The organism is Vibrio sp. YT-15, assembly GCF_033337445.1.
Taxonomy (GTDB): Bacteria; Pseudomonadota; Gammaproteobacteria; order Enterobacterales; family Vibrionaceae; genus Vibrio; species Vibrio alginolyticus.
In genome coordinates, this window is sequence record NZ_JAWOQR010000011.1 from 58819 (window position 1) to 83095 (window position 24277).

Annotated in this window: 24 protein-coding genes and 1 tRNA gene; 12 read left to right on the plus strand and 13 right to left on the minus strand. The window is 45.6% G+C overall.

The window, feature by feature from the left end:
• Positions 1 to 6: 6 nt before the first annotated feature.
• The 4 genes from R7D93_RS18505 to R7D93_RS18520 are packed head-to-tail and all read left to right on the plus strand — an operon-like array spanning position 7 to position 3593.
• Complete coding sequence (locus R7D93_RS18505) at positions 7 to 1194, plus strand: beta-ketoacyl-[acyl-carrier-protein] synthase family protein (protein ID WP_225497036.1); 1188 nt, start codon at positions 7 to 9, stop codon at positions 1192 to 1194.
• Positions 1187 to 1651, plus strand: a complete 465-nt coding sequence (locus R7D93_RS18510) for a hotdog family protein (RefSeq protein ID WP_047009504.1) — start codon at positions 1187 to 1189, stop codon at positions 1649 to 1651. The genes R7D93_RS18505 and R7D93_RS18510 overlap by 8 nt, the downstream gene beginning before the upstream one ends.
• Complete coding sequence (gene fabG / locus R7D93_RS18515) at positions 1648 to 2373, plus strand: 3-oxoacyl-ACP reductase FabG (protein WP_005388326.1); 726 nt, start codon at positions 1648 to 1650, stop codon at positions 2371 to 2373. The genes R7D93_RS18510 and fabG overlap by 4 nt, the downstream gene beginning before the upstream one ends.
• A complete protein-coding gene (locus R7D93_RS18520) occupies positions 2370 to 3593 on the plus strand; it encodes a beta-ketoacyl-ACP synthase (RefSeq protein ID WP_225497034.1) in 1224 nt (407 codons plus the stop codon). The genes fabG and R7D93_RS18520 overlap by 4 nt, the downstream gene beginning before the upstream one ends.
• A gap of 184 nt (positions 3594 to 3777) precedes the next feature.
• Here the strand turns inward: R7D93_RS18520 and R7D93_RS18525 are convergent.
• Positions 3778 to 3854, minus strand: a tRNA-Arg gene (locus R7D93_RS18525).
• A 203-nt stretch (positions 3855 to 4057) separates the two neighbouring features.
• Between R7D93_RS18525 and folD the strand changes: the two genes are divergently transcribed.
• Positions 4058 to 4918, plus strand: a complete 861-nt coding sequence (folD, locus tag R7D93_RS18530) for a bifunctional methylenetetrahydrofolate dehydrogenase/methenyltetrahydrofolate cyclohydrolase FolD (RefSeq protein WP_005382297.1) — start codon at positions 4058 to 4060, stop codon at positions 4916 to 4918.
• A gap of 68 nt (positions 4919 to 4986) precedes the next feature.
• On the opposite strand, the gene R7D93_RS18535 is transcribed toward folD, so the two are convergent.
• From R7D93_RS18535 to R7D93_RS18550, 4 genes are all read right to left on the minus strand, one after another.
• Positions 4987 to 6186: a NupC/NupG family nucleoside CNT transporter gene (locus R7D93_RS18535; protein WP_005382298.1), complete on the minus strand. Its 1200-nt coding sequence runs from the start codon at positions 6184 to 6186 to the stop codon at positions 4987 to 4989.
• A 257-nt stretch (positions 6187 to 6443) separates the two neighbouring features.
• Positions 6444 to 7388, minus strand: a complete 945-nt coding sequence (locus tag R7D93_RS18540; RefSeq protein ID WP_017634801.1) for a LysR family transcriptional regulator — start codon at positions 7386 to 7388, stop codon at positions 6444 to 6446.
• A gap of 87 nt (positions 7389 to 7475) precedes the next feature.
• Positions 7476 to 8447 (minus strand): lytic transglycosylase domain-containing protein, encoded by a 972-nt coding sequence (locus R7D93_RS18545; RefSeq protein WP_005388330.1) that lies wholly within the window; start codon positions 8445 to 8447, stop codon positions 7476 to 7478.
• A gap of 48 nt (positions 8448 to 8495) precedes the next feature.
• The gene (locus R7D93_RS18550) at positions 8496 to 8777 is read right to left on the minus strand and encodes a YcgL domain-containing protein (RefSeq protein WP_005382303.1); all 282 of its coding nucleotides are present in this window, start codon (positions 8775 to 8777) and stop codon (positions 8496 to 8498) included.
• A 197-nt stretch (positions 8778 to 8974) separates the two neighbouring features.
• Between R7D93_RS18550 and minC the strand changes: the two genes are divergently transcribed.
• From minC to minE, 3 genes are read left to right on the plus strand one after another with little or no spacing between them, the layout of a single operon-like run.
• A complete protein-coding gene (gene minC / locus R7D93_RS18555) occupies positions 8975 to 9637 on the plus strand; it encodes a septum site-determining protein MinC (protein WP_005382304.1) in 663 nt (220 codons plus the stop codon).
• Between the two features lie 17 nt (positions 9638 to 9654).
• Positions 9655 to 10467 carry a septum site-determining protein MinD gene (minD, locus tag R7D93_RS18560; RefSeq protein WP_005388331.1) on the plus strand — a complete coding sequence of 271 codons (813 nt, stop codon included), beginning with the start codon at positions 9655 to 9657 and terminating at the stop codon, positions 10465 to 10467.
• A 2-nt stretch (positions 10468 to 10469) separates the two neighbouring features.
• Positions 10470 to 10733 (plus strand): cell division topological specificity factor MinE, encoded by a 264-nt coding sequence (gene minE / locus R7D93_RS18565; protein ID WP_005388332.1) that lies wholly within the window; start codon positions 10470 to 10472, stop codon positions 10731 to 10733.
• A gap of 77 nt (positions 10734 to 10810) precedes the next feature.
• Here minE and rnd read toward each other — a convergent pair whose 3' ends face one another.
• From rnd to R7D93_RS18600, 7 genes are all read right to left on the minus strand, one after another.
• Positions 10811 to 11929 carry a ribonuclease D gene (gene rnd, locus R7D93_RS18570; protein ID WP_031777213.1) on the minus strand — a complete coding sequence of 373 codons (1119 nt, stop codon included), beginning with the start codon at positions 11927 to 11929 and terminating at the stop codon, positions 10811 to 10813.
• 79 nt (positions 11930 to 12008) lie between these two features.
• On the minus strand, positions 12009 to 13700 hold the full coding sequence (gene fadD / locus R7D93_RS18575) for a long-chain-fatty-acid--CoA ligase FadD (protein WP_005382216.1): 1692 nt from the start codon (positions 13698 to 13700) through the stop codon (positions 12009 to 12011).
• Positions 13701 to 13806: 106 nt separating this feature from the next.
• A complete protein-coding gene (locus R7D93_RS18580) occupies positions 13807 to 14661 on the minus strand; it encodes an alpha/beta fold hydrolase (RefSeq protein ID WP_005382215.1) in 855 nt (284 codons plus the stop codon).
• A gap of 6 nt (positions 14662 to 14667) precedes the next feature.
• Positions 14668 to 15225 carry a Slp family lipoprotein gene (locus R7D93_RS18585; RefSeq protein ID WP_225497032.1) on the minus strand — a complete coding sequence of 186 codons (558 nt, stop codon included), beginning with the start codon at positions 15223 to 15225 and terminating at the stop codon, positions 14668 to 14670.
• 41 nt (positions 15226 to 15266) lie between these two features.
• Positions 15267 to 15572, minus strand: a complete 306-nt coding sequence (locus R7D93_RS18590; RefSeq protein ID WP_017819942.1) for a hypothetical protein — start codon at positions 15570 to 15572, stop codon at positions 15267 to 15269.
• Between the two features lie 60 nt (positions 15573 to 15632).
• Positions 15633 to 16334 (minus strand): tRNA (adenosine(37)-N6)-threonylcarbamoyltransferase complex dimerization subunit type 1 TsaB, encoded by a 702-nt coding sequence (gene tsaB, locus R7D93_RS18595; RefSeq protein WP_225497030.1) that lies wholly within the window; start codon positions 16332 to 16334, stop codon positions 15633 to 15635.
• A gap of 29 nt (positions 16335 to 16363) precedes the next feature.
• Positions 16364 to 18304 carry an ATP-dependent DNA helicase gene (locus tag R7D93_RS18600; RefSeq protein WP_005382210.1) on the minus strand — a complete coding sequence of 647 codons (1941 nt, stop codon included), beginning with the start codon at positions 18302 to 18304 and terminating at the stop codon, positions 16364 to 16366.
• 218 nt (positions 18305 to 18522) lie between these two features.
• On the opposite strand from R7D93_RS18600, the gene purU reads away from it, so the two are divergent.
• The 3 genes from purU to R7D93_RS18615 all read left to right on the plus strand — a co-directional run bounded on the left by purU (position 18523) and on the right by R7D93_RS18615 (position 21555).
• The gene (gene purU, locus R7D93_RS18605) at positions 18523 to 19356 is read left to right on the plus strand and encodes a formyltetrahydrofolate deformylase (RefSeq protein WP_005382206.1); all 834 of its coding nucleotides are present in this window, start codon (positions 18523 to 18525) and stop codon (positions 19354 to 19356) included.
• 206 nt (positions 19357 to 19562) lie between these two features.
• Positions 19563 to 21182 carry a S1 family peptidase gene (locus tag R7D93_RS18610; RefSeq protein WP_225497028.1) on the plus strand — a complete coding sequence of 540 codons (1620 nt, stop codon included), beginning with the start codon at positions 19563 to 19565 and terminating at the stop codon, positions 21180 to 21182.
• A 4-nt stretch (positions 21183 to 21186) separates the two neighbouring features.
• Positions 21187 to 21555, plus strand: a complete 369-nt coding sequence (locus R7D93_RS18615; RefSeq protein ID WP_005382200.1) for a hypothetical protein — start codon at positions 21187 to 21189, stop codon at positions 21553 to 21555.
• 72 nt (positions 21556 to 21627) lie between these two features.
• On the opposite strand, the gene R7D93_RS18620 is transcribed toward R7D93_RS18615, so the two are convergent.
• Positions 21628 to 22224, minus strand: coding sequence for a VOC family protein (locus tag R7D93_RS18620; protein WP_225497026.1), 597 nt, complete (start codon positions 22222 to 22224; stop codon positions 21628 to 21630).
• Between the two features lie 220 nt (positions 22225 to 22444).
• Between R7D93_RS18620 and argS the strand changes: the two genes are divergently transcribed.
• The gene (gene argS / locus R7D93_RS18625; RefSeq protein WP_005388349.1) at positions 22445 to 24178 is read left to right on the plus strand and encodes an arginine--tRNA ligase; all 1734 of its coding nucleotides are present in this window, start codon (positions 22445 to 22447) and stop codon (positions 24176 to 24178) included.
• The last annotated feature ends 99 nt before the right edge of the window (positions 24179 to 24277 follow it).

The following is a 24277-nucleotide window of genomic DNA, read 5'->3' on the forward strand; positions in this document are numbered from 1 at the left end:
AACAATATGCCTATTCGCTCTTCTCAACCTTTGTATATTCAGGCCTGTGGCTTTCACTCTGCCATGGGACAAGATGATGCGCTCATCCACCAGTGTTTATCGGGAGCGAAGCCATCCAACATGGTGGTTGACCAAGATATTTTAAATTCAGGCCGCCAAACAGTAATCGGTCGAATTGCACAGACGTTACCGCAATTACCACCCGCACTCAGCCAGTTTGATACGAGAAACAACCGCCTCGCACTTTCGGCTTTGCAGCAAATCGAAGGCGACGTGCGTGACGCCATGGCTAAATATGGTCGTGACCGTATCGCAGTCGTGATCGGCACCAGCACATCTGGCATTTCAGATGGCGAAATCGCATTTGGTGAAAAGCTGGCAAAGGGTAATTTTCCTGCCGACTACCATTACACCAAACAAGAGCTTGGCAACTGCAGCGATTTTATTGCCGCCTACTTTGATTTGAGCGGCCCACATTACTCAGTTTCAACCGCCTGTTCTTCTAGTGGCCGTGTCTTTTTAACCGCGCAACGCATGATTCGCTCTGGCATTGTTGATGCGGTTATTGTGGGTGGTGTGGATACCATTTGTTGCCTCACACTAAACGGCTTTAACGGTTTAGAAGCTCTATCCGATAGCCTTTGTAAGCCGTTTGATCAACATCGCAACGGCATCAATATCGGCGAAGCCGCAGCATTAATGTTGCTAAGCAAAACACCTGCGCCCGTTGCTCTTCTCGGAGCTGGCGACAGCTCAGACGCACACCATATTTCCGCACCACATCCAGAAGGGTTAGGCGCAGAAGAAGCGATGAAAAAAGCGTTGGCCAATGCAGGACTTACAGCGCAAGACATTGGTTACATCAACGCGCATGGCACAGCAACGCCGTTAAACGATGCGATGGAAAGCAAAGCCATTCATCGCTGCTTTGGTGACTCCGTTCCCGTAAGCTCGACAAAGCCACTTACCGGACACACATTAGGCGCAGCAAGTGCAACGGAAGCCGCGATCGCTTGGCATATTCTCAAGTACAACCTTGATTTGCCAATACAACACTGCGAAACCAAGGCAGACGATATCCATATATCGTTAGTTGAGACGCCAACCAAACTGGGTAACAAAGCGATTCTCAGCAACTCTTTTGCTTTTGGTGGCAATAATATTAGTCTTATTTTTGGTTACGCTCATGACTAAACTTCCTCCCATCGAACAACTTTTGCCACACGACAAACCAATGATCTTGGTTGATCGTGCTTTGGATGTTCAACAAGATACGATTCACTGCCAGGTTGATATCGTAGAACACAACCCGTTCTTCGACTCAGCCTCTCAAACTGTGCCAGCTTACGTTGGCATTGAGTTTATGGCGCAATCTGTCGCGGCGTGGTCTGGTTACCACGCATTAATGAAAGAACAAGCGCCACCGATTGGCTTTTTGCTTGGTAGCCGTCGATACACGTCTGAATGCGATGCGTTTTCTCGCGGACAGGTGCTCGATGTGTATGCTGAAAAAGTTATGGAAGATAACGGTATGGCGGTTTTTTCAGCCCGTATTGAGCTACAAGGAACTGTTGTAGCGACTTGCCAATTGAACGTTTACGTTCCATCAGAAGAAAAATTACAAGAAATGAAAATCAGGAGTCAACAATGACCCGACAAGTCCTCGTTACAGGTGCCAGCAAAGGCATCGGTAAAGCCATTGCCGTTCAATTAGCCAAAGATGGTTTCCAAGTCATTGTCCATTACATGGGCGATCAACAAGGCGCGCAAGACACCCTAAACACCATCGAACAGCATGGTGGTAGCGGTCGTCTTATCCAATTCGACATCAGTGACCGTGCAGATTGTCGTGAGAAGCTAGAAGCCGATATCGCCGAACACGGCGCTTACTATGGCGTCGTAAACAACGCTGGCATCACAAAAGATACCGCTTTCCCTGCGATGACCGAAGAAGAATGGGATGGTGTGATTCATACCAACTTAGATAGCTTCTACAACGTTCTTCACCCTTGTGTTATGCCAATGGTGCAAAAGCGCAAAGGAGGCCGAATTGTTACCCTTGCATCAGTCTCTGGCCTAATGGGGAATCGTGGTCAAACTAACTACAGCGCAGCGAAAGCGGGCGTAATTGGTGCAACAAAATCACTCGCTCTTGAACTGGCAAAACGCAAAATTACCGTTAACTGCGTTGCTCCAGGGCTTATCGACACAGGCATGGTAGACGAACACGTAAAAGAACACGCGATGCCGCAAATTCCTTTGCGCCGCATGGGAGAACCAGAAGAAGTCGCTGGTTTAGTCAGTTACCTTATGTCTGACATCGCAGGCTATGTAACTCGCCAAGTCATTTCGGTAAACGGAGGCCTAGTATGAACCGTCGAGTCGTTGTAACCGGAATGTCGGGCGTGACTGCGTTTGGTAACGATTGGCAATCTGTCGAGCCAAAACTGCGTGACGGCCAGAACGCGACGCAATACATGCCTTCTTACGAACAGTATGATGGTTTGAACACCAAGCTCGCGGCACCAATTTTAGATTTTGAACTGCCAAAGCACTACAAGCGCAAGCAAGTACGCGGCATGGGGCGTGTTTCTAAATTGGCGACCGTCGCAACAGAAAACGCACTGAGCCAAGCAGGTTTGATTGGTAACGACGTACTCACCAATGGTCAAACGGGTATCGCATACGGCTCATCAACAGGCAGTACTGACGCAATCGGTGCATTTGGTGTCATGCTGAATGAGAAAACCACCAAAGCGATCACCGCAACGACTTACGTGCAGATGATGCCGCATACCACGGCAGTGAACGTTGGTCTATTTTTCGGTTTGAAAGGCCGAGTGATCCCAACCAGTAGTGCATGTACCTCTGGCAGCCAAGCAATCGGCTACGCCTACGAAGCGATCAAACACGGCTACCAAACGGTCATGGTTGCTGGTGGCGCTGAAGAATTGTGCCCAACGGAATCCGCTGTCTTCGATACCCTTTTTGCCACCAGTCTGAAGAATGAAGACCCGAAAAGCACACCAAGACCTTATGACTCCGATCGCGATGGTTTGGTGATTGGTGAAGGTGCGGGAACGCTAGTTCTGGAAGAGTACGAACACGCCGTCGCTCGTGGCGCGAAAATCTATGCAGAAATCATCGGTTTTGCCAGCAACTGTGATGCCGCACACGTCACTCAACCACAGATGGAAACCATGCAAATCTGTATGGAAATGGCTTTGCAAAACGCGAGCATTCCTGCTGAGAAGATCGACTATGTATCTGCTCACGGCACTGCCACCGACCGCGGCGATATTGCGGAAAGCAACGCAACAGCGAATGCTCTGGGCAAAGTGCCAATAAGTTCACTCAAGAGCTACTTTGGCCACACACTAGGCGCCTGTGGCGCGATTGAAGCGTGGCTAGGTTTAGAAATGATGCACACAGGTTGGTTTAACCCAACGCTCAACCTAGAAAACCTCGACGAGCAATGTGGCGATTTAGACTACATCGCCGGACAAGGCCGAGAGCTGGACGTGAAATATTTGATGAGTAACAACTTCGCCTTTGGCGGCATCAACACCTCCATCATCTTTAAAAAGATGTAATTCCCTTAGTAAATGCAAAGCGCTGGTTAACCAGCGCTTTTTTGTTGGTGGCTATCCAGATTGCTAGAAATTGCAATGACTAGAATGCCATTCAAAAGTTGTAGATAGAGTGGCAATTACAGCCAAAAACCTAAAAACGACAAAGCCCCGACAACTCAAAGAGTTATCGGGGCTTTTGAATAAATGGCACGCCCTATTGGATTCGAACCAATGACCACATCCTTAGAAGGGACGTGCTCTATCCAGCTGAGCTAAGGGCGCGCTACAGGGACAGGATTATACGAGTTCAAACGGGTAAATCAACGGGTTTTCATAACATTCTGATCTGAATGCCTAAAAAAAGTCCATTAAAAAGCTTAATGTTCAAAAACACCACAAAGCAAACGTTTGCGTATGGATGTTAACAAGAAATTCTGCGACAATGCGCCGCAGATAATCTGCCTTCTTAATTTATAAGGAAAGTCATGACTGCTCAAAATATAGACGGAACTCTCATTTCCCAAACTGTTCGATCCGAAGTGGCTGCACGTGTTAAAGCACGTGTTGAAGCTGGGCTACGTGCTCCTGGTTTAGCAGTGGTTCTAGTTGGTGAAGATCCTGCTTCTCAGGTTTATGTCGGTAGCAAACGCCGCGCATGTGAAGAAGTTGGGTTTGTTTCTAAGTCTTTTGACCTTCCTGCGTCTAGCTCAGAAGAAGAGTTACTAGCGCTGATTGATGAATTAAACAACGATGATGAAATTGACGGCATTCTAGTGCAATTACCCCTTCCTGCGGGCATAGACACAACACATGTTTTAGAGCGCATTCACCCAGAGAAGGACGTGGATGGCTTCCACCCTTATAACGTTGGCCGTCTTGCGCAACGTATTCCAAAGCTTCGCTCTTGCACGCCAAAGGGCATCATTACCCTACTCGACCGTTACAACATTGAGCTACGTGGTAAACATGCGGTTGTGGTTGGCGCATCAAACATTGTTGGTCGTCCAATGACACTTGAGCTGCTGCTTGCGGGCTGCACAACAACAACATGTCACCGTTTTACCAAAGACCTAGAGAGTCATGTGCGTCAAGCTGACGTTGTCGTGGTTGCGGTTGGTAAGCCTAACTTCATCCCTGGTGAGTGGATTAAAAAAGGCGCAGTGGTGGTCGATGTCGGTATTAACCGTCTTGATTCAGGCAAACTAGTTGGTGACGTGGAATACGACAAAGCACGTGAAAGTGCGAGCTTTATTACTCCTGTTCCTGGTGGTGTTGGCCCAATGACCGTCGCAAGTTTAATTGAGAACACAATGCTCGCTTGCGAACAGTTCCACACAGACAAATAGCGTAAAACTTCAGATACGAAAAAGGCTCCGCAAGGAGCCTTTTTGCTAATTGTTGATATCTATTTCAATTACAGACTTAAAATCACGCCCGCAATAGAAGCGCTCATTAAGTTCGCCATGACACCAGCGATAATCGCACGGAAACCATGCTTAGAAACAAATGCACGCTTTTCTGGTACCAAAGAGCCCAACCCACCAATCAGCATCGCCATGCTTGAGATGTTTGCAAAGCCACACAAAGCAAACGTCACGATTGCTTGTGAGTGTTCACTAAGTTGAGACTTCACTTCTGCAAGCTGGATGAAAGCGACGAACTCATTCACCACAATCTTGTTACCAATCAGCGAGCCTGCTGTGGTTGCCTCTTGCCATGGTATACCCAACAACCAAGCGACTGGCGCAAACACAAAACCTAGGATGAGCTCAAAACTTAAGGGGGTCCCAATCAGATCACCTATCCAGCCTAACATTCCGTTTAGCATTGCAATGACACTAATAAACGCCAGTAACGTACCACCGACCGATACAGCAATGCGTACTCCCGCCATGGCACCATCGGCTAATGCTTCTACTACGTTGGTTGCACGTGGAATTTCAACTTGGCTAATGTCGATATCTGCTGCTTTATCCGTATCTTCTGGCATTAAAATTTTTGCCATCAACAAGCCGGCAGGTGCAGACATAAATGCAGCAGCAATAAGATAGTTGAGGTCGACACCCAGTGATGCGTAACCAACCAACGTTCCGCCAGCAACTGACGCTAAACCACCTGTCATAACTGCAAAGAACTGCGAGTCAGTCATGTGTTTTAGGTAAGGCTTTACCATCAATGGTGCTTCAATAGTGCCAACAAAGATATTCGCCGTAGCAGACAAAGACTCAGCACGACCGATACCCAGCAGCTTTTGAATACCACCACCGATAAAGTTAATGATTTTTGGCATCACACCTATGTGATAAAGACCTGAGATAAGAGAGGAGAAGAAAACGATGATACCCAGAACATTGATCGCAAAGGTGAAGCCCCCTGTCGCCAAATTACCGAATAAAAACGCAATGCCCTCTTGACCATAGTTGATCAAATTCGACACAACGCTGCTCACTGAATTCAGCGCATCTCGTCCTGCTGGTACATATAAAACCAACAACGCAAACAGTACCTGCAAAGCAAACGCAAACGACACCGTTCTCAGCTTTATATTTTTTCTATTTGTAGAAAGTAGCCATGCTAGGAATAGTATGGCTACGATACCAATAATTGAGTTCATAAAATGAATCCGACAGAAGGGGGATATGGAAGGCACCGGATTGTATAGCGGACTCAAAATGCTGCAAGTTGAGGATGTTAACAGTGTGAAAAGTTTAAGCGACCAATAACTGACCAACAAAATAACCAATTGAATTTATTGAAGATAAACGTTTGCTTATCCTAATTATTTCCATATGGAAAATATGTTTCTGGTTCAGGAAAAATTTTTGTGAAGTGAATCACCTTATGTGTCGTTCTACAACGTCATTGATCCTGTTATTTAGGAATAGAGATGTAAGGCGCCAAACGTTGGTCCCAATGACAAGGGTTGCCGATCTTCTGTTTGATAAAGTTAATCACTGCGGATATTTTTTTTGGCATATGTTGGCGGCTTGGGTATACCGCATAAAACGGCATCGACTGGCTGGCTTTCCAGTCAGGTAACAGCTGTATTAACTTACCCGTTCTGAACTCATCACCCAGCAAGTAAGTGGCAAGGTAGGCAATACCCCAACCTGCAATAGCAGCATCCCGGACGGCTTCTGCCAGATCCACTGAATAGTTACCCGAAACTTTTACATTCAATTCTTGCTGATCTTTGGTAAACGCCCACCCCGTATAGTCACGCTCCCAGCTTCTGTATATGAGGCAGTTGTGAGCAGATAGGTCATCAGGTTCTGTTGGCGTGTCATGTTTCAATAAGTAATCTGGCGATGCCGCAACAACAAACTGGCAATCCGTCAAACGCTGCGCAATGTAACCTTCAGGCAAATGCTCATTGTTGGTTACCCATAAATCGAGCCCTTCGGCTAACATATCGACCTTATAGTCAAACAGATGTACTTCCACTTGAAGTTGAGGATACAGTTCGCGTAACTCTTGAATCGCTGGGATGATGTGTAAGGTACCAAATGATTGCGACAACCCAAGACGTACCAAACCTGCTACTTCATCCCGCTGGGTTTCCATCTCTAATGTGGCGCTGCTCACCGCTTGTACCACTTGCTCGCAGTGATGAAAAAAGGTTTTCCCTGCCTCAGTCGGCGTAAAGCTTCGCGTAGTGCGTTGAACAAGCTTGATACCAAGAGACGCTTCTAACTGACTCAACTGTTTACTCACATGAGACACCGACACGCCTAAGCTCTTTGCAGCAGCTGTGAAGCTTTTATGTTTAAGAAGAGCGGAGAAAATCACCATTTGTGCGGCACGTTCAGATAACACGCTTTACCTCGATTTGGTTATAGAAAAAACAAAGGGCTCCGAAGAGCCCTTGTATTGAAGACTGGATGCCGAATTGTTTGTGGCAGATCAGTATTTAATGCGGTCAGCCAAGTGGCTCACAGCAAGTGCGAAGTAGTAAGAGCGGTTCCACTTCATCAATACGTTGTAGTTATTGTAAACCAGATACGTACGACCATTCTCGTCGTCCGGCATGATCAACCATGCTTTGATGTCTTCATCCAGTTTTGGCAACGGGCTACCGTCATATTTTGTGATACCTAATTGGCTCCACTCTTGAAGGTATTTGCCTTTTTCAGCCGTGCGCCCTTCCAGGCTGCGATCAATATTTTTAGGAACCTTAACTTGGCGACCCCAAGTATATTTATCATCCCAACCAGACTTGCTCAAATAGTTAGCGGTTGATGCAAACACGTCCGCTTCAGATTGCCATATGTCTTTTTTACCATCACCGTTGCCGTCAGCAGCAAAACGAAGGAAAGAGCTTGGCATAAACTGGCATTGACCCATCGCACCAGCCCATGAGCCTTTAAAGTTCTCTAGCTCAATATGGCCTTGATCGAGGATCTGAAGTGCCGACATAGTCTCTTTACGGAAAAACTCTTCACGACGGCCTTCAAATGCCATTGTGGATAGTGCATCAATCACTTTAAAGTTGCCGGTAAACTTACCAAAGTTACTTTCAACTCCCCAAAGTGCCACAATAAAGCGCGGGTGGACACCGTACTCATCGCCTATACGCTTTAGCTCGGTGTAATGCTCTTTGTAGAGTTGTCTGGCTTGCTTCACCTTCCATTCAGGCACCGCGCGAGGAATGTACTCATCCAATGTCAGTTTCTTTTCTGGTTGGTTTCGGTCCGCTTTTACTGCTCGGGGCTTGTACTCAACATTAGCAAAAGCAGCACTAATGACCTGCTCTGAGATACCTTTATCACGAGCTTCAGCACGCAGCTTATTCAAGTATTCATCAAAACCCTCGCTACTTGCAAAAGCCGAGGTACACATACCAACGCTAAGCATGGTAGCCAGTATCTTTTTCATATTGCCCTCCTTGAGCAAGGCAGAAATCCCAGATGAAAAACGATGACGTTATTCGCCTTTCTGCTGGGCTTTTTGTTCTTTGTACTTTTCTAATAGGTTCTCCGGCGGCGGTGGAACCTGAAGAAAGAAGCCATCATTTTGTAATGAAGCCTTCACTTTTTCGATATCAACTTGTGCCAATTTACGGCCATCAAGTTTAATCGTCATGACAGCGATAGGCTTACCGAACATCTGCATTAAGGTGTCAGGAACCTGTGAAAAATCATCCTTTTTCGGAATATAGAGATAAGTACCTTCTTTTTTCGAGCTTTTATAAATAGAACAAAGCATGACACGCCTTTTATGCTGATTTAGCCGCGTTGAGTGCGGATTAGGTTGAAAACGTCAAATTCTCGCAAACTTAATAGCAAATTTGAGATTAATTCACCTATTTGCCCACGAGAGAACTTGCTGCGTCAAAGGATGAAATATAACATGACATACCTAGTTTAAGGCAACGCTCTTTCAATAAAGGCAAGAAGTCCACGATGACCCATTCACCAGACCTTAAAGGTAGCAGTTTTACATTGTCAGTTTTACACCTTTCTGACAATGAGATCGCAAAGACTGTCGAATTTTTGCAAGAAAAAGTTTCTCAAGCACCTTCTTTTTTTGCATCCGCGCCTTTGGTAATCAATATAGCAAAAGTACAAGGCGACATTGATTTCCCTAAGCTTAAACAAGGCATCTCAGATGCTGGTTTTATTCCGGTCGGTGTAACGGGCTGTAAAGACAAGCGTGTACAAAACCTTGCTTCCGAAGCTGGCTTCGCCATTATGTCGGCGAGCAAATCGCCAAGCCAAGCACCTGCCAAAATGGCACCAACGAAAGTAGTTCGTACGCCTGTCCGCTCAGGACAACAGATCTACGCAAAAGATGGTGATTTGGTGGTGCTAGCGCACGTAAGTGCAGGTGCTGAAGTCATTGCTGACGGCTCTATTCATATCCATGGCACACTTCGAGGTCGTGCGATTGCAGGAGCAAGTGGTCAGCAGGAAGCGCGTATTATTTGCCACGATTTACAAGCAGAACTGGTATCCATTGCGGGTGACTACTGGTTAAGCGATCAAATTGAAAGCGAGTACTGGCAAAAGAAAGTAATGATCAGTAAAGCCGATGAATCATTACATTTAGAAGTTCTCGCGATTTAATCTAAAAAGGAAAAAAAATGGCACGCATTATTGTAGTAACGTCTGGTAAAGGTGGCGTTGGTAAAACCACTTCAAGCGCAGCCATCGCCTCTGGTCTAGCTCTTAAGGGAAAAAAGACCGCGGTGATCGATTTTGACATCGGTTTGCGTAACCTCGATCTAATCATGGGCTGTGAGCGCCGCGTCGTGTATGACTTTGTAAACGTCATTAACGGTGAAGCGACATTAAACCAAGCGCTGATCAAAGATAAGCGCACGGACAACCTATTTATTCTTCCTGCTTCTCAAACTCGTGATAAAGACGCACTGACAAAAGATGGTGTTCAGCGCGTATTCGGCGAACTTGATGAAATGGGCTTTGATTTCATTATTTGTGATTCACCAGCAGGTATCGAGCAAGGCGCGTTAATGGCCTTGTACTATGCCGATGAAGCCATTGTCACAACGAACCCAGAAGTCTCTTCTGTGCGTGACTCTGACCGCATTCTCGGTATTTTAGATTCTAAGTCACTGCGTGCAGAACAAGGGCTAGAGCCAGTAAAACAGCACCTGCTACTGACTCGCTACAACCCATCTCGCGTCACTCAAGGCGAAATGCTAAGCGTTGAAGACGTAGAGGAGATCTTACATATTCCACTACTGGGCGTGATTCCAGAAAGCCAAGCCGTACTTAACGCGTCAAACAAAGGTGTGCCAGTCACTTTTGACGATAACACCGATGCGGGTATGGCTTATTCTGACACCGTTGATCGCTTATTAGGCAATCAGGTTGAATTTCGTTTCCTTACTGAGGAGAAGAAAGGACTCTTTAAACGACTCTTTGGAGGCTAGACATGTCATTATTAGAATTTTTCCGTCCACAGAAGAAAACTTCTGCGAATCTAGCTAAAGAGCGTTTGCAAATCATTGTCGCAGAGCGCCGCAGCCAAAATGATCCTGCGCCGTCTTACTTGCCTCAATTAAAAGAAGACATCTTGAAAGTAATCAGCAAGTACGTGGCAATTGATCCAAATATGGTTGACTTAACATTTGAGCACAAAGACGACGATATCTCAGTTCTTGAGCTGAATGTGAAGCTACCAGACGAAGAAAAGTAATCAGTTTCTCTCGCCAGACGAATGCTCTAATTAGAACGAAAAAGGTTGGCATCGAGGCCAACCTTTTTCATCTTTCATTACTTTAATGCTTTGTTCATCTTGTCGCCGAGTAAATCCAAACGCCACCCTTGCATCAAATCAGGCAATACTTCTGGGTCACGATCTTTTTTCCAAACCCAACTGATCAACTGATTGATCTGCTTTTTAGAGGCAAGGAACTCCGTGGCTAAACCTGACTTCTGCGAAGCCGATTTCACCAAGTCTTTCATATTTTTGAAGACCTGCTTGTAACCCGGATAGTCCATTAAACGCTCAATTTTCGCAGGATACTCTTCAGAAGGTGTTTGCTTCGCTTGTTTAACAATCGCGGCAATCTTCGCGCCATGGCGGTTAATCGCTCGGATATCAATATCTTCTGCTTCCATCTTCTTAAAGTTCGTTAAACCAAGACGAGCGACCGTTAATAGATCACCTTCTTTGAAGATAAAGTTCAGCGCTAAATCTCGTTTGATTGCTTCACGATAACGCCACGTCGCCAATGGCTTTAAAATCGCCAGCTCAGAAGGTTTTAATTGCCAAGCGCCCTTAATATCAAGGTAGGCATTCTCTTCATTGGTTACGCGAATACGTTTCGAAACGAGTAAATCACTTTCTTGCTGTACAGCTTCCCACCAACCTGCTTGCGTCACCTTATCGAACAGCTTTTCGTATAACGGTAACAAGTAATGAACATCTGCGGCAGCATAATCTAATTGCTTTTGTGTCAGTGGACGAGCCATCCAGTCGGTACGTGATTCACTTTTGTCGAGCTCTACGCCTAAATATTCTTCCACCAGCGATGCGAAGCCTGTCGATAGGCCGTGACCGAGAAAAGCGGCCATCAGCTGCGTATCCACCATAGGGAATGGTGTACAACCAAAAGCGTTTTGGAAAACTTCTAAATCTTCACCACATGCGTGCAGCACTTTTAGCACAGAAGTATCTTTTAATAGCGCTACAAACGGCGTCATATCCGTTAATTCAGTCGGATCAATCAGCGAGAGGCGATTACCATCGAAAAGCTGAATCAGACCTAACTGCGGGTAGAAAGTGCGAATACGAACGAATTCGGTATCCAGCATCACTACGTCTGCCTCTCGGGCATGAGTGCAAACCTCTTCTAGGTCTTTGTTTTTAGTAATAATTTGATAGTTCACATACTTCTCGCTATAAAAAATGCCAGCAAAACGCTGGCATTCTATCATTTTTTAAATCTCTCGACTCGACGAAATCGGCTTATGCGCTTTTCTTCGCAAGTTCAGCGTCATTCTCTTCGCGTAAAACACGACGCAAGATCTTACCGACATTGGTTTTAGGTAAGTCTTCGCGGAATTCAACCAACTTCGGAACTTTGTAGCCAGTTAGGTGTTCTCGACAATGCGCGATCACTTCGTCTTTGGTCAAGCTCGGATCGCGTTTCACGACATAAATCTTCACTAATTCACCAGACACTTCATGTGGCTGACCAATAGCAGCAACTTCAAGTACTTTGCCGTGTAGTGCTACAACGTCTTCAATTTCGTTCGGGTAAACATTAAAGCCTGATACTAAGATCATGTCTTTCTTACGGTCAACGATATGCAGGAAGCCTTCGTCATCGAACTTAACGATGTCGCCAGTTGATAGCCAGCCGTCTTCGTTAATCGTATCTTTCGTTGCTTCAGGTCGTTGCCAGTAACCTTGCATAACCTGAGGACCACGAACTTGAAGTTCACCAGTTTCAGTATTCGCAAGAGCGTTGCCTTCTTCGTCCACGATACGAACTTCTGTTGATGGTACCGGCAGACCAATAGAGCCATTGTATTCAACAAGATCATGCGGATATGCCGCAACCAACGGAGAACACTCTGTTAGACCGTAACCTTCGAGCAAATAGCAACCCGTGGTCTTTTGCCATCTTTCTGCCACTGAGCGCTGCACTGCCATGCCGCCGCCAACGGCTAAACGTAGATTACTGAAATCCAACTCGTGGAAATCTTCATTATTGACCAATGCATTAAATAAGGTATTCACGCCCGTAATCGCAGTAAACGGATGCTTTTGTAGCTCTTTCACGAACCCTGGAATATCTCTAGGGTTGGTAATAAGTAAGTTACGACCACCCATTTCGACAAACAGCAGACAGTTTACGGTAAGAGCAAATACGTGATACAGCGGTAACGCTGTTACGACTAATTCACGCCCCGGAGATAAAACCGGTCCGTACGCGCCTTTTGCCTGTAGAACGTTCGCAATCATGTTGCGGTGAGTCAGAATCGCGCCTTTCGCGACACCTGTCGTCCCCCCCGTATATTGCAGGAATGCAATGTCATCCCCAGACATAAACGGTTTAACGTATTGTAGACGACGACCTTTACGTAGAGCCTGACGCATTGAGATTGCACCAGGTAAATCGTACTTAGGCACCATGCCCTTAACGTACTTCACGACAAAATCGACAATCGTACCTTTCGCTCGTGGCAGCATTTGACCAAGACTGGTTAACACTACGTGTTTGACTGGTGTTTTATCGACGATTTGTTCTAGCGTATTCGCAAAGTTAGACACAATCACAATCGTCGTCGCACCTGAGTCATTCAATTGGTGTTCAAGTTCACGAGGAGTGTAAAGTGGGTTAACGTTTACGGCGATACAACCTGCACGCAAAATACCAAATAATGCTACTGGGTATTGCAGTAAGTTTGGCATCATCAGAGCAACGCGGTCACCCTTTTGCAGTTTTAACTCGTTTTGCAGATACGCTGCGAATGCGCGACTACGCTCTTCCAATTTACGGAAGGTCATAACCGAGCCCATGTTCATGAATGCTGGTTGGTCTGCATATTTTTGTACAGACTGTTCAAACATTTCTACCAAAGACTCATATTGCTCTGGATTAATGGTTTCAGGTACGTCACTTGGATAACGTGAAAGCCATGGTTTATCCACGATGTTACTCCTCGTTTATAACTGGCTAAAAAATAGCGTCCTTTTTATTTTGAAAGCTATTACAGCACAGCGAACGTGCTTGAGCACGCAACTCTCAAACACTTGTTTAAATTTTGTTAACTACACCAAGAATTCGCGTTGCGACCTCGAGTATTTGCTCTAAATGACAGTGATGACCACCCTTGACAGAAACCACTTGCGGTGGGTTCTCTCCCCAATCAGCTTGGTTAGATGGTAAATTCTGAAATCCTTGATCGCCTAATACAATCAAATGAGGACAACGTATTTGGCTGGTAATCGAGTTAGCATGCGCTTGCGCCATTCGGTAAAGCGACGCACATTTTAACTTGGCGTCATGCCGCCAATACCATTTATCTCCTCGCTGCTCTGTTCCACGCTCGACTATCGGTAGAAGCTGCTCAGCGGTTAATTGGTTGGCTTGCATGCGTAATTTTAACGCCAGATCGAAGGAGGCAATGGCTCGCTCTGGCTTGTTTTGCTGTCTTATTCGACTTAAAACGCCATCGCGAAGACGAGGCAAACTGTTAGTAGGATCCTCATGAAGAGGTCCTGCTCCCTCAATTTGCACAAGAGCTTCGACCTGCTCTGGAAACGCTGCACTATAGCAACTTGCGATTAAAGCACCAAGTGAATGCCCTACTAATATCAGTCTGTTTGGTGATAATTCGTCCAAAAACTGATACAAATCGGCAATATAGTCGTGAAAGGGGTAATAATTATCGTGAGATTTATGACTCGATAAACCGTGACCAAAATGATCGATGGCTAGAAGGTGTAAGTGAGGATTAAGTTGATTCAACTGCTCCATGAGCGCTTTAAAGCTGCCCGCATTATCTAACCACCCATGAAGAAAAACGACTGACAAGTCAGCCGTTTTCTCGTTCCCTATCTCAAGGGCTGCCATTTTGCCGGCAGGAAGCTCGAATTGACGCTCATGCATCGCAGATTATTTGACCTGTTTTATCACTTTACCGTCTTGCGGGAAATCATTACGCCACATGCGGCAGTTAATCGAGTAACATGGGTAAAAGTAGGTTGGCGAGTCATACATGCGTACACGTTCTTCAATTTTCCATAAACGGTACCCTTCCCCCTTAATTACCGGGAAGATGTAACTGTGCTCACCGATCTTTCCTTCTTCTTCCCCTGCTCCTTTGCCTACAACCGTCACCAAACGGCCTTCACTAAAGGCGACAGGCTCTAAATAGCCATCAAAATAGGCGACAAAACGCCCCGTAGGCTCTTCATCAATATCAGGTTTACCAGACTTACTGATTGGAAGGTTTACAATCTCTAGACGCGTTTTATCTTTAAAGTTATCCACTTTAGCGATGATTCCACCAAGGCGAACATCTTCACTCACTTTCCCCTGAGACTCAGCAAAAGCTTTATAGTCTGTAACGACCAATTCTGTGCTTGCATTTAGCTCCTCTGGCAACGAGCTACACGCAGACAAACCAACCGTAGCAAATAATGCGAGAAAAAACCGTCCAAAAACCTTCATAAACCACCTTTCAATATTAGTAACCCCAAGCTGGGGAGATCTCACACGTAAATATCGACACCAAGTAATTGAGCCAGTTCCTCTTTTTTAGCTCGATTCATGACATCCATGTACTGCTCCATTGCTTTACGTGCGCCCCCTTCAGGAAGGTCATATTGCACTTGAGCTCGGTGAATTTGGGACTCATCCACGTGTTTTATGGAGTGCGCCACGGCGTTAGCAACCTTTGAAGGCTGACCTACAGGCTGCTTTGTTTGTGATTTATTTACCTGCTTCTTTTGACTGGCTTTATGAGTGCGATTTGCACCGGGAATCAAAGAAGGAGGCAAGCCATTAATCGACGCCATAGCACTCCATAAAAATACAGGGCAAACGCCCTGCTTTTTGTCAGGTTAATGAAAAACGGACTATTCGCGACCAGGAAGTTTTTTCCATGTCACATTATCACGTAAATAAACAGGGCTCGAATCTTCGACCGGCACGGTATTACCCTTTTTAAATTCTTGTTCAGCAAGAATCACAATGTCTTGTGAATCAGGGTACAGAACGTCACCATGCGTCAAATTAAACGGTAGGTCTGCTAATACTTCTTGGTAAGCATCCCAACCAGTACCTGCTGTCGTCCACGTTTTGTCGTCTGCTTGTGCTTCTTCAACGAGACGTGCTGGTGGAATTACGCATTCTGCATCCATCTCTGCCCACTCACCGTTTGCTTGGCGAGTGTAACGTGCCCAGTAAACTTCACCCATACGTGCATCAATGGCCACAGCGACATCGGTCACACCATGTAAGCGATAGCTACCTTGAGCCATTGCAGCCAGCGTTGAAACGCCGATCATAGGTAAGTCAGCACCGAACGCCAAACCTTGTGCGATACCAATACCGATACGAACGCCAGTAAAGCTACCTGGACCACGTCCAAACGCTAACGAATCCAGCTCTTGTAGAGTCAGGCCAGCTTCTTTGAGTACTTCATCAACCATTGGCAGTACTTTTTTGGTGTGATCGCGTGGTGCAACCGCGCTACGTGAAATCACTTGATCATTAGCCAACAACGCAACTGAACAGTTTTCAGTCGCTGTATCGATAGCAAGAATTTTTGCGCTCATTTAACTCTCTACAACTTTCATTTATTGGGTTATGCCTCAGCACTTGCGTCTGTGACAGATTGTTCTGCTTTCAGGAATGCTTTGATTCCATCTAAGTCTCGCGTCCTTGGGATAGGTGGTAGGCTTCCGAGGAAAATACCACCATAGTCTCGCGTGACGAGGCGATTATCACAAATGATCAACGCACCGTGATCCTTCTGATCTCGAATTAATCGCCCTACTCCCTGCTTTAACGTAATCACTGCATCCGGGATTTGTACTTCAGCAAATGGTTCACCGCCACGTAATCGACAATCCTCGATACGGGCTTTGAGTAACGGATCGTCAGGGGCGGTAAACGGTAATTTGTCGATAATAACACAGCTCAGCGCATCACCTCTAACATCAATCCCTTCCCAGAAAGCGCCCGTCGCCACGAGTAAAGCGTTACCCAGTTCCATAAACTCCGCCAAGGTTTTCTGCTTACTCATCTCCCCTTGCATTAACACAGGCAGCTCAAGTACTTCTCGGAACTTCTCACCTAGTTCACGCATCATGCTGTGCGAGGTACATAAAAAGAAGCAGCGACCATCATTTTCTTCAATCACCGGAGCAAGCATTCGGACTAACTTATCCGCTAAGCCGTTACTGTTTGGCTCTGGCAAATACCTTGGCACACAAAGGCGCGCTTGTTTTTGATAATCAAAGGGGGACGGCAGAGAAAATTGCTTTGTAGGCTTGAGGCCAAGGCGCTCAGTAAAGTGCTTGAAGTCGCCCGATACGGCTAGGGTTGCTGACGTGAAAATCCACGCGCCTTGTTTAATCTCTATTTGCTCATGGAACTTGTCCGCGACAGAAAGAGGCGTAATGTGCAGAGCGAAATGACGAGGCGAGGTATCGTACCAGTATGAGTAACCGGTTATATCGACATCACAGACGCGGTCGATGCGGCCTTTGATCAAATTGGCTCGTTCAAAGGCGGTATCCAGTAATTGACTGCGCCCTAAAGCTATTTTGAGTACATCAATCGCCAATTCGAGGCTGTCAGTTAAGCGCAATAATTCTCGCTTAATAGAACCTGATTGCAACGCCTCACGCCAGTTGCCACGAAAGCCTGGCTCACCCAATACAATCCGCATGTCCATTGCGCTTTGCATGAGTTTGTCGCCCACTTTTTGCAATTGACGCATATCTTTGGCTTCGGTGCGATAGGCTATTTCAATGTCTTTGGCAAGATCGTGAATTTGGCGGCTTGAAACTGACTGGCCGAAATATTCGCTCGCAATATCTGGCAACTGATGAGCTTCATCAAAAATAAACACATCGGCTTCTGGAATCAGTTCACCAAACCCTGTTTCTTTAATCGCTAAATCAGCAAGAAACAAGTGATGGTTCACTACAACAATGTCGGAATCCATGGCTCGCTTGCGCGCTTTCAATACAAAGCAATCAGTGTAGCTCGGACATTCTTTACCTAAACAGTTATCATTGGTTGAGGTGATGGTCGGAATGATCATGCTGTCTTCTGGTAGATCATCACAATCCCCAAGGTCACCTGTTTTGGTTTCTGATGACCAAGCACGCACTTTAACAAGTTGAGTTAATAATGTCGGGTCAGATTCATTAGTGTGGCTTTCGACCATTTGGCGGCTCAAACGATCCAAACACAGATAATTAGAACGCCCTTTTAATAACGCCACTTGGCCATAAAAACCAAGCGCATTGACCATGAGCGGTAAGTCACGATGGTACAACTGCTCTTGCAAGTTTTTCGAGCCTGTACTGATGATCACTTTTTTACCGCTTAACAGCGCAGGGACTAGGTAGGCGAAGGTCTTACCGGTTCCGGTTCCTGCCTCCACCACCAACTGGGTTTGATCTTTGATCGCACTGCTGACGGCTTCCGCCATATCGATTTGTGGCTGACGAGCTTGAAAGCCAGGAATGGCCTTACCTAACGCGCCATCAGAGGAAAAAGTTTTTGCGATCATGCTTGGTATTGAGTTTGAAAAATTATCGAGAGTATATCAGAGGAATAGGAGTGACATCAGCCCACAATCTGACCAGCTTGCGGCGACACGCGGATATTTTGTTGAAACCAACGTAAGAATAGATTATTTATGGTGAAACATGGCAGTACAGTTACACCCGCTAGGGAATAATAACAAATTCGTACGCTAAAATATTAATGCATGGAAGTACCTGATTTATGGAAAAGAAAACACTGTTGACCCACTGTTCTGACGCCCCGGGTCTCATCTCGAAAATTACTAATATCTGTTACAAGCACCAACTCAACATCGTTCACAATAACGAATTTGTTGATAATACCAGTGGCCACTTTTTCATGAGAACGGAGCTAGAGGGATACTTCAACGATCAAACGTTTCTTGCCGACTTGGACCAAGCTCTCCCGCAAGGTGCTAAGCGTAAATTGGTTGGCTCTCGTCGTAAGCGCATCGTCATTCTCGTCACAAAAGAAGCGCATTGTTTAGGCGATATTCTGATGAAAACCTACGATGGAAGCCTAGATGTTGAGATCGCTGCAGTGGTGGGGAATTACGACAAACTGCAAACTCTCACTGAACGCTTCGACATTCCTTACCACCACGTGACCCATGAAAACCTTAGCCGTGAAGAACACGAGCAGAAGATGCTAGAAGTGATCGATCAATACGATGCTGACTTTTTGGTGCTAGCTAAATACATGCGCGTATTAACGCCGACGTTTGTTGAGAAATATCACCACAAAATCATTAATATTCATCACAGCTTCTTACCTGCTTTTATTGGCGCGAAGCCATATCAACAAGCTTACGATCGCGGTGTGAAAATCATCGGTGCAACAGCACACTTCGTGACTAATGATTTAGATGAAGGGCCGATCATCAAGCAAGACGTAATTCCTGTCGACCATACATTCAATGCCCAAGATATGGCGCAAGCGGGACGCGATGTAGAGAAGAACGTATTGAGTAAGGCTTTGAATAAAGTGATCAATGACCACGTCTTTGTTTATGGGAATAAGACAGTGATCCTGTAATCCCTCCGTACTAGTTACAACGATAGTGAAACCCGTCCAACTTGGCGGGTTTCATCTTTTCAGAAGATCCCCCCTCCAATTCTAACCATCAAAGTTAAACCGATACGTTATAATTTTTCATTTCTCCACAACTATTTACTGAGAGAATGATTCCGTTTATCATTTGCCCTCCTTATAATAAACCACGTTAATATTACGGAATTAAAATGAAAAAAACGTTAGTGGCTTTTCTGATTGGGCTGACTTTACCAGCAACCACAATCGCAGATACTCTTGAGCCTGTTCAGAATGATGTATCCACTCGCATTATCGGCGGCGAACCTGCCAACACTTCCGACTGGAAATTTATTGCTTCACTGGTACGTAAAGGACAACCTACATCTATTGGTCACTTTTGTGGTGGCAGTTTCCTAGGTGGAAAATACGTATTAACTGCTGCGCACTGTGTGGAAGGTCTTAATGCGGACGATCTGGATATCGTTCTTGGTCTTTATGACAAAAACAGAGAGTCTCAAGGACAGCGCATCGCCATTAAAAATATCTATTCACATGATGAATATAACAACATAACAACGAACAATGACATTGCTCTTATTGAGTTGGAACGCAGTGTCGACAGCGCGACTATTGCTCTTGCAACGCCAGAAGTTCTAGCTAACGTACGCGCAGGAGATAAAGTACATGTCGCAGGATGGGGAAACACCTCTACGACAGGAAGGGAATTTCCGGCTGTTTTACAACAAGTTGATTTAGAGTATGTAGATCGAGCTACCTGCCAAAACCTACCAGGAAACTACTCTAATGTATCAGATGACGGTATTTGCGCCGGATACTATTGGGGAGGTAAAGATAGCTGCCAAGGAGATAGCGGCGGTCCACTCATCGTTGATGATAACGGTATCAACAAATTGCTAGGCGTGGTCAGCTGGGGGGATGGATGTGCTCAACCAAACGCTTATGGTGTTTACGCCAACGTCGCTCATTTTCAACACAATGGATGGATAGATAGCCATCGCAATACTATCAGCTTCACTAAGTACCGAGATCTTCGTTTCGTTGAGCGAAAAGCGCAGCAAGAGACCTTTACTATTCGTAATGACGATACTATCCCATTCAACATCTACCAAAGCACAATATCATACGGAAGTACCATCGAGAAAAGCACTTGTACTGGTACCTTAAAGCCTTCGCAAAGCTGTCAAATTACCGTCGGCTACCAACCTAGCTATTCGGGATCAGAAACAACGATAGAGCTCTTTACCGATCATCCGAAACTGTCCAGACTCACAACAACTTTCGAGTATTCAGGTGTAGATAAAGCAAGCAGATCAGTGCGTAATGCCATTCCGCTAGCAGACGCAAATGTTTATACCGGTCAAAACGCTTGGACGGCTGAAAATGGTGAACTGCAATCAGCGGATATGGGAGCTTATCCTGGTGTATCTGAGCTGGTTTTGACCGATCTTCCGAAGGGCAAACTTACCATGGATCTCAAAGTAATGTCCGATGGTTTTGATTACTTGTTCATCTTAGTTAATGGTGAAATTTACGATAGCACCAACCAACTCCTCGATTATAAAGAGATCCAGATCGATCTTTACAAAGCATCTAATACGATAACGTTTGAATACGTCCAACACCCGTTTTCAAGTGGCATTTACAGCGCGCAAGCATTTGTTCGCAACATAAATATGTCAGTCAGCACAGATAATACGGGCGATGCTGGTAACGACGTTAATAAAAAGTCTAGTTCAGGCGGCAGTTTATCTATTGGCCTACTGGTGTTAATGGCTGCAGGTTCATTCGTACGACGCAAAAAAAGGTAACGAGATGAAACATAGACTCAAGATATTCCTACTTGGTTTGGGCACTATCAGTTTAACTGCATGTTCAGCAAACGCAGGACTGCAAACAAACCAGACGTCTGAGCACCAAGCAATGATGGTAGAGACTTATAGGACAAGTGAGAGTCAAATTTCATTTATCACAGAGTCTAACGGCTGCAGTAAGAACGATGATTTTAGCCTAAAAATAGAGCAAAGCTCACAGACAGAAGCTCTTATTACTATCGTTAGAGACAAGGCGGATCATTGTAAACGAATGCCGTTTGCCAAAACTTTTACACTGCCTTTAGATGAAGAGTTGAAAGGCAAAAAACTTTCCATTACCAACCCAAAAAGCAAGTCACTGGCTAAATAGTGATTCGCTTACGAAAGGGAGCCTCGGCTCCCTTTTTGCCTATCGCAACTCAGCAATTCTCACCCTAGCGTTTTACGCCTGCTCAGACTCCACAATACGCTTAAGTGAATGCGGGTGCAGTTTGATACAAATGCCTTGGTACTTAAACGCCACTGTTGGGTTATTCAAGCGTTCGCCATCCCCTTTCGGGCTCGACAGTTTGATCTTCACACCCAGCTCTTCTAACTCATTAAAGCGTGCGCCAAACGCTGGATAAGTGTGTCTCAAATCAGCAAGAAACTCATCTGCGGTTTCGGCATGAGACGGAATCACAAACTCCACATGTTCCCAGCTTTCAGTTGGGTAGATTTTGCCTTCCGCAGGGTATGGCAGCTCCAGACACTCAATCTTCCAGCCACGACTTTCCAACGCTTTATCGAACTCAATAACAATAATTGGGCGACCGTTGATTTTCGCTTGTGAAATCACCTTTCCGTATTGACTCCAAGCCCCATGCGCAGCTTTTGCGGTATCAGTATCGTTAATACGCAACGCAATATGGTCAGCTTGAGCAAAGCTCAGATCCAGTTTTAACAGGGATGCAAACTCTTCAATCTTCGCCATAAATGCATCCAAATCTTGGATCATCAATTCAGGCGCTAGGCGTTTTTCAACTAGTTGAGTCGTCATTGTGGTTCTCTTTTGGGGCGATTTATCTCATTACTCTGAGCGCAATAGTAAACGCAAACCAAACCACATTTCCATTCAATCGAAAAAGTATAAATTTCCCCAATTCCTCTCTGTATGAAAAGCAATAAAGTTGTTATCATTAGCCCCATTTTTGTGAACTCCAACAGAACTCGGCACTTACTTCGCCGAGTTCTTCGTCCTTGAATTGAAGGAAACGCGTGTGAATATCCAAGCACTTATTAATGACAAAGTATCTCAGGCTCTAGAAGCCGCTGGCGCACCTGCAGGCAGTCCTGCGGCAGTACGCCAATCAGCAAAGCCACAATTTGGTGACTACCAAGCAAACGGCGTAATGGGCGTTGCTAAAAAACTGGGTACTAACCCACGAGAATTTGCACAGAAAGTACTGGATGTTCTAGACCTAGATGGTATTGCAAGCAAGACAGAAATCGCTGGTCCTGGTTTCATCAACATTTTCCTAAGCGAAGAGTTCCTAGCAAAACAAGCGGAAGCAGCACTGGCTGACTCACGTCTTGGCGTTGCAGCAGACGAAGCTCAAACTATCGTTGCTGACTACTCTGCACCAAACGTAGCTAAAGAAATGCACGTTGGTCACCTACGTTCAACCATCATCGGTGATGCGGTGGTACGTACTCTTGAGTTCCTAGGTCACAAAGTGATCCGTGCGAACCACATCGGCGACTGGGGTACTCAGTTCGGTATGCTTATCGCAAACCTTGAACGTGTACAACAAGAGTCTGGCGAAGTTTCTATGGAGCTTGCGGACCTTGAAGGCTTCTACCGCGAATCGAAAAAGCTGTACGATGAAGATGAAGACTTCGCAGTAAAGGCGCGAAACTACGTTGTGAAACTGCAAAGCGGTGACGAGTACTGTGCAGAAATGTGGAAAAAACTCGTTGATGTAACCATGATCCAAAACCAGCGCAACTACGACCGTCTAAACGTGTCACTGACTCGTGACGACGTGATGGGCGAGAGCATGTACAACGACATGCTTCCTAAGATCGTTGCAGACCTAAAAGAACAAGGTCTTGCCGTTGAAGATGATGGCGCGCAAGTTGTATTCCTAGATGAATACAAGAACAAAGATGGCGAACCAATGGGCGTTATCGTTCAAAAACGCGATGGCGGTTTCCTATACACAACAACAGACATCGCATGTGCAAAATATCGTTATGAAGAGCTAAGCGCAGACCGTGTGCTTTACTTCATCGACTCACGTCAACACCAGCACCTAATGCAAGCTTGGACAATTGTTCGTAAGGCAGGCTACGTACCTGAGTCAGTATCTCTTGAGCACCACGCGTTCGGCATGATGCTTGGTAAAGATGGTAAGCCATTCAAGACTCGTGCGGGTGGTACCGTTCGCCTTGCCGACCTTCTAGATGAAGCAGAAGTTCGTGCAGCACAACTGATCGAATCTAAAAACCCTGAGCTAGATGCGGAAGAAAAAGAGAAGATCTCTAAAACAGTTGCAATGGCAGCGGTTAAATACTCTGACTTATCTAAACACCGTACGACTGACTACGTGTTCGATTGGGACAACATGTTAGCGTTTGAAGGTAACACAGCACCATACATGCAATATGCATACACTCGCGTAGCTTCTATTTTCGCTAAAGCTGGTGTTGCTATGGACGCTCTCCAAGGCGACATCAAAATCACTGATGAGAAAGAGAAAGCACTTATTGCTAAACTTATGCAGTTCGAAGAAGCGGTTCAATCTGTCGCTCGCGAAGGCCAACCGCACATCATGTGTAGCTACCTATTCGAACTAGCAGGTCAGTTCTCTAGTTTCTACGAAGCGTGCCCTATCCTAGTTGCTGAAGACGAAGCTGTGAAACAAAGCCGTCTGAAACTAGCTGCGCTAACAGCGAAGACCATCAAGCAAGGTCTGTCTCTACTAGGTATTGATACTCTAGAGCGTATGTAAGCGATTCTAGAATCGAGACGATTTAGAAAGGTTGGCGTGAAAGCGTCAACCTTTTGTTTTATCTGGCGTATACTGATGTCATTCAATTCAAATCGGATA

Coding starts and splice junctions, on each gene's coding strand:
- R7D93_RS18505 (WP_225497036.1), top strand. CDS start 7: ATGCCTATTCGCTCTTCTCAACCTTTGTATATTCAGGCCTGTGGCTTT.
- R7D93_RS18510 (WP_047009504.1), top strand. CDS start 1,187: ATGACTAAACTTCCTCCCATCGAACAACTTTTGCCACACGACAAACCA.
- fabG (WP_005388326.1), top strand. CDS start 1,648: ATGACCCGACAAGTCCTCGTTACAGGTGCCAGCAAAGGCATCGGTAAA.
- R7D93_RS18520 (WP_225497034.1), top strand. CDS start 2,370: ATGAACCGTCGAGTCGTTGTAACCGGAATGTCGGGCGTGACTGCGTTT.
- folD (WP_005382297.1), top strand. CDS start 4,058: ATGACTGCTCAAAATATAGACGGAACTCTCATTTCCCAAACTGTTCGA.
- R7D93_RS18535 (WP_005382298.1), bottom strand. CDS start 6,186: ATGAACTCAATTATTGGTATCGTAGCCATACTATTCCTAGCATGGCTA.
- R7D93_RS18545 (WP_005388330.1), bottom strand. CDS start 8,447: ATGAAAAAGATACTGGCTACCATGCTTAGCGTTGGTATGTGTACCTCG.
- R7D93_RS18550 (WP_005382303.1), bottom strand. CDS start 8,777: ATGCTTTGTTCTATTTATAAAAGCTCGAAAAAAGAAGGTACTTATCTC.
- minC (WP_005382304.1), top strand. CDS start 8,975: ATGACCCATTCACCAGACCTTAAAGGTAGCAGTTTTACATTGTCAGTT.
- minD (WP_005388331.1), top strand. CDS start 9,655: ATGGCACGCATTATTGTAGTAACGTCTGGTAAAGGTGGCGTTGGTAAA.
- minE (WP_005388332.1), top strand. CDS start 10,470: ATGTCATTATTAGAATTTTTCCGTCCACAGAAGAAAACTTCTGCGAAT.
- R7D93_RS18580 (WP_005382215.1), bottom strand. CDS start 14,661: ATGCATGAGCGTCAATTCGAGCTTCCTGCCGGCAAAATGGCAGCCCTT.
- R7D93_RS18585 (WP_225497032.1), bottom strand. CDS start 15,225: ATGAAGGTTTTTGGACGGTTTTTTCTCGCATTATTTGCTACGGTTGGT.
- R7D93_RS18590 (WP_017819942.1), bottom strand. CDS start 15,572: ATGGCGTCGATTAATGGCTTGCCTCCTTCTTTGATTCCCGGTGCAAAT.
- tsaB (WP_225497030.1), bottom strand. CDS start 16,334: ATGAGCGCAAAAATTCTTGCTATCGATACAGCGACTGAAAACTGTTCA.
- R7D93_RS18600 (WP_005382210.1), bottom strand. CDS start 18,304: ATGATCGCAAAAACTTTTTCCTCTGATGGCGCGTTAGGTAAGGCCATT.
- purU (WP_005382206.1), top strand. CDS start 18,523: ATGGAAAAGAAAACACTGTTGACCCACTGTTCTGACGCCCCGGGTCTC.
- R7D93_RS18610 (WP_225497028.1), top strand. CDS start 19,563: ATGAAAAAAACGTTAGTGGCTTTTCTGATTGGGCTGACTTTACCAGCA.
- R7D93_RS18615 (WP_005382200.1), top strand. CDS start 21,187: ATGAAACATAGACTCAAGATATTCCTACTTGGTTTGGGCACTATCAGT.
- R7D93_RS18620 (WP_225497026.1), bottom strand. CDS start 22,224: ATGACGACTCAACTAGTTGAAAAACGCCTAGCGCCTGAATTGATGATC.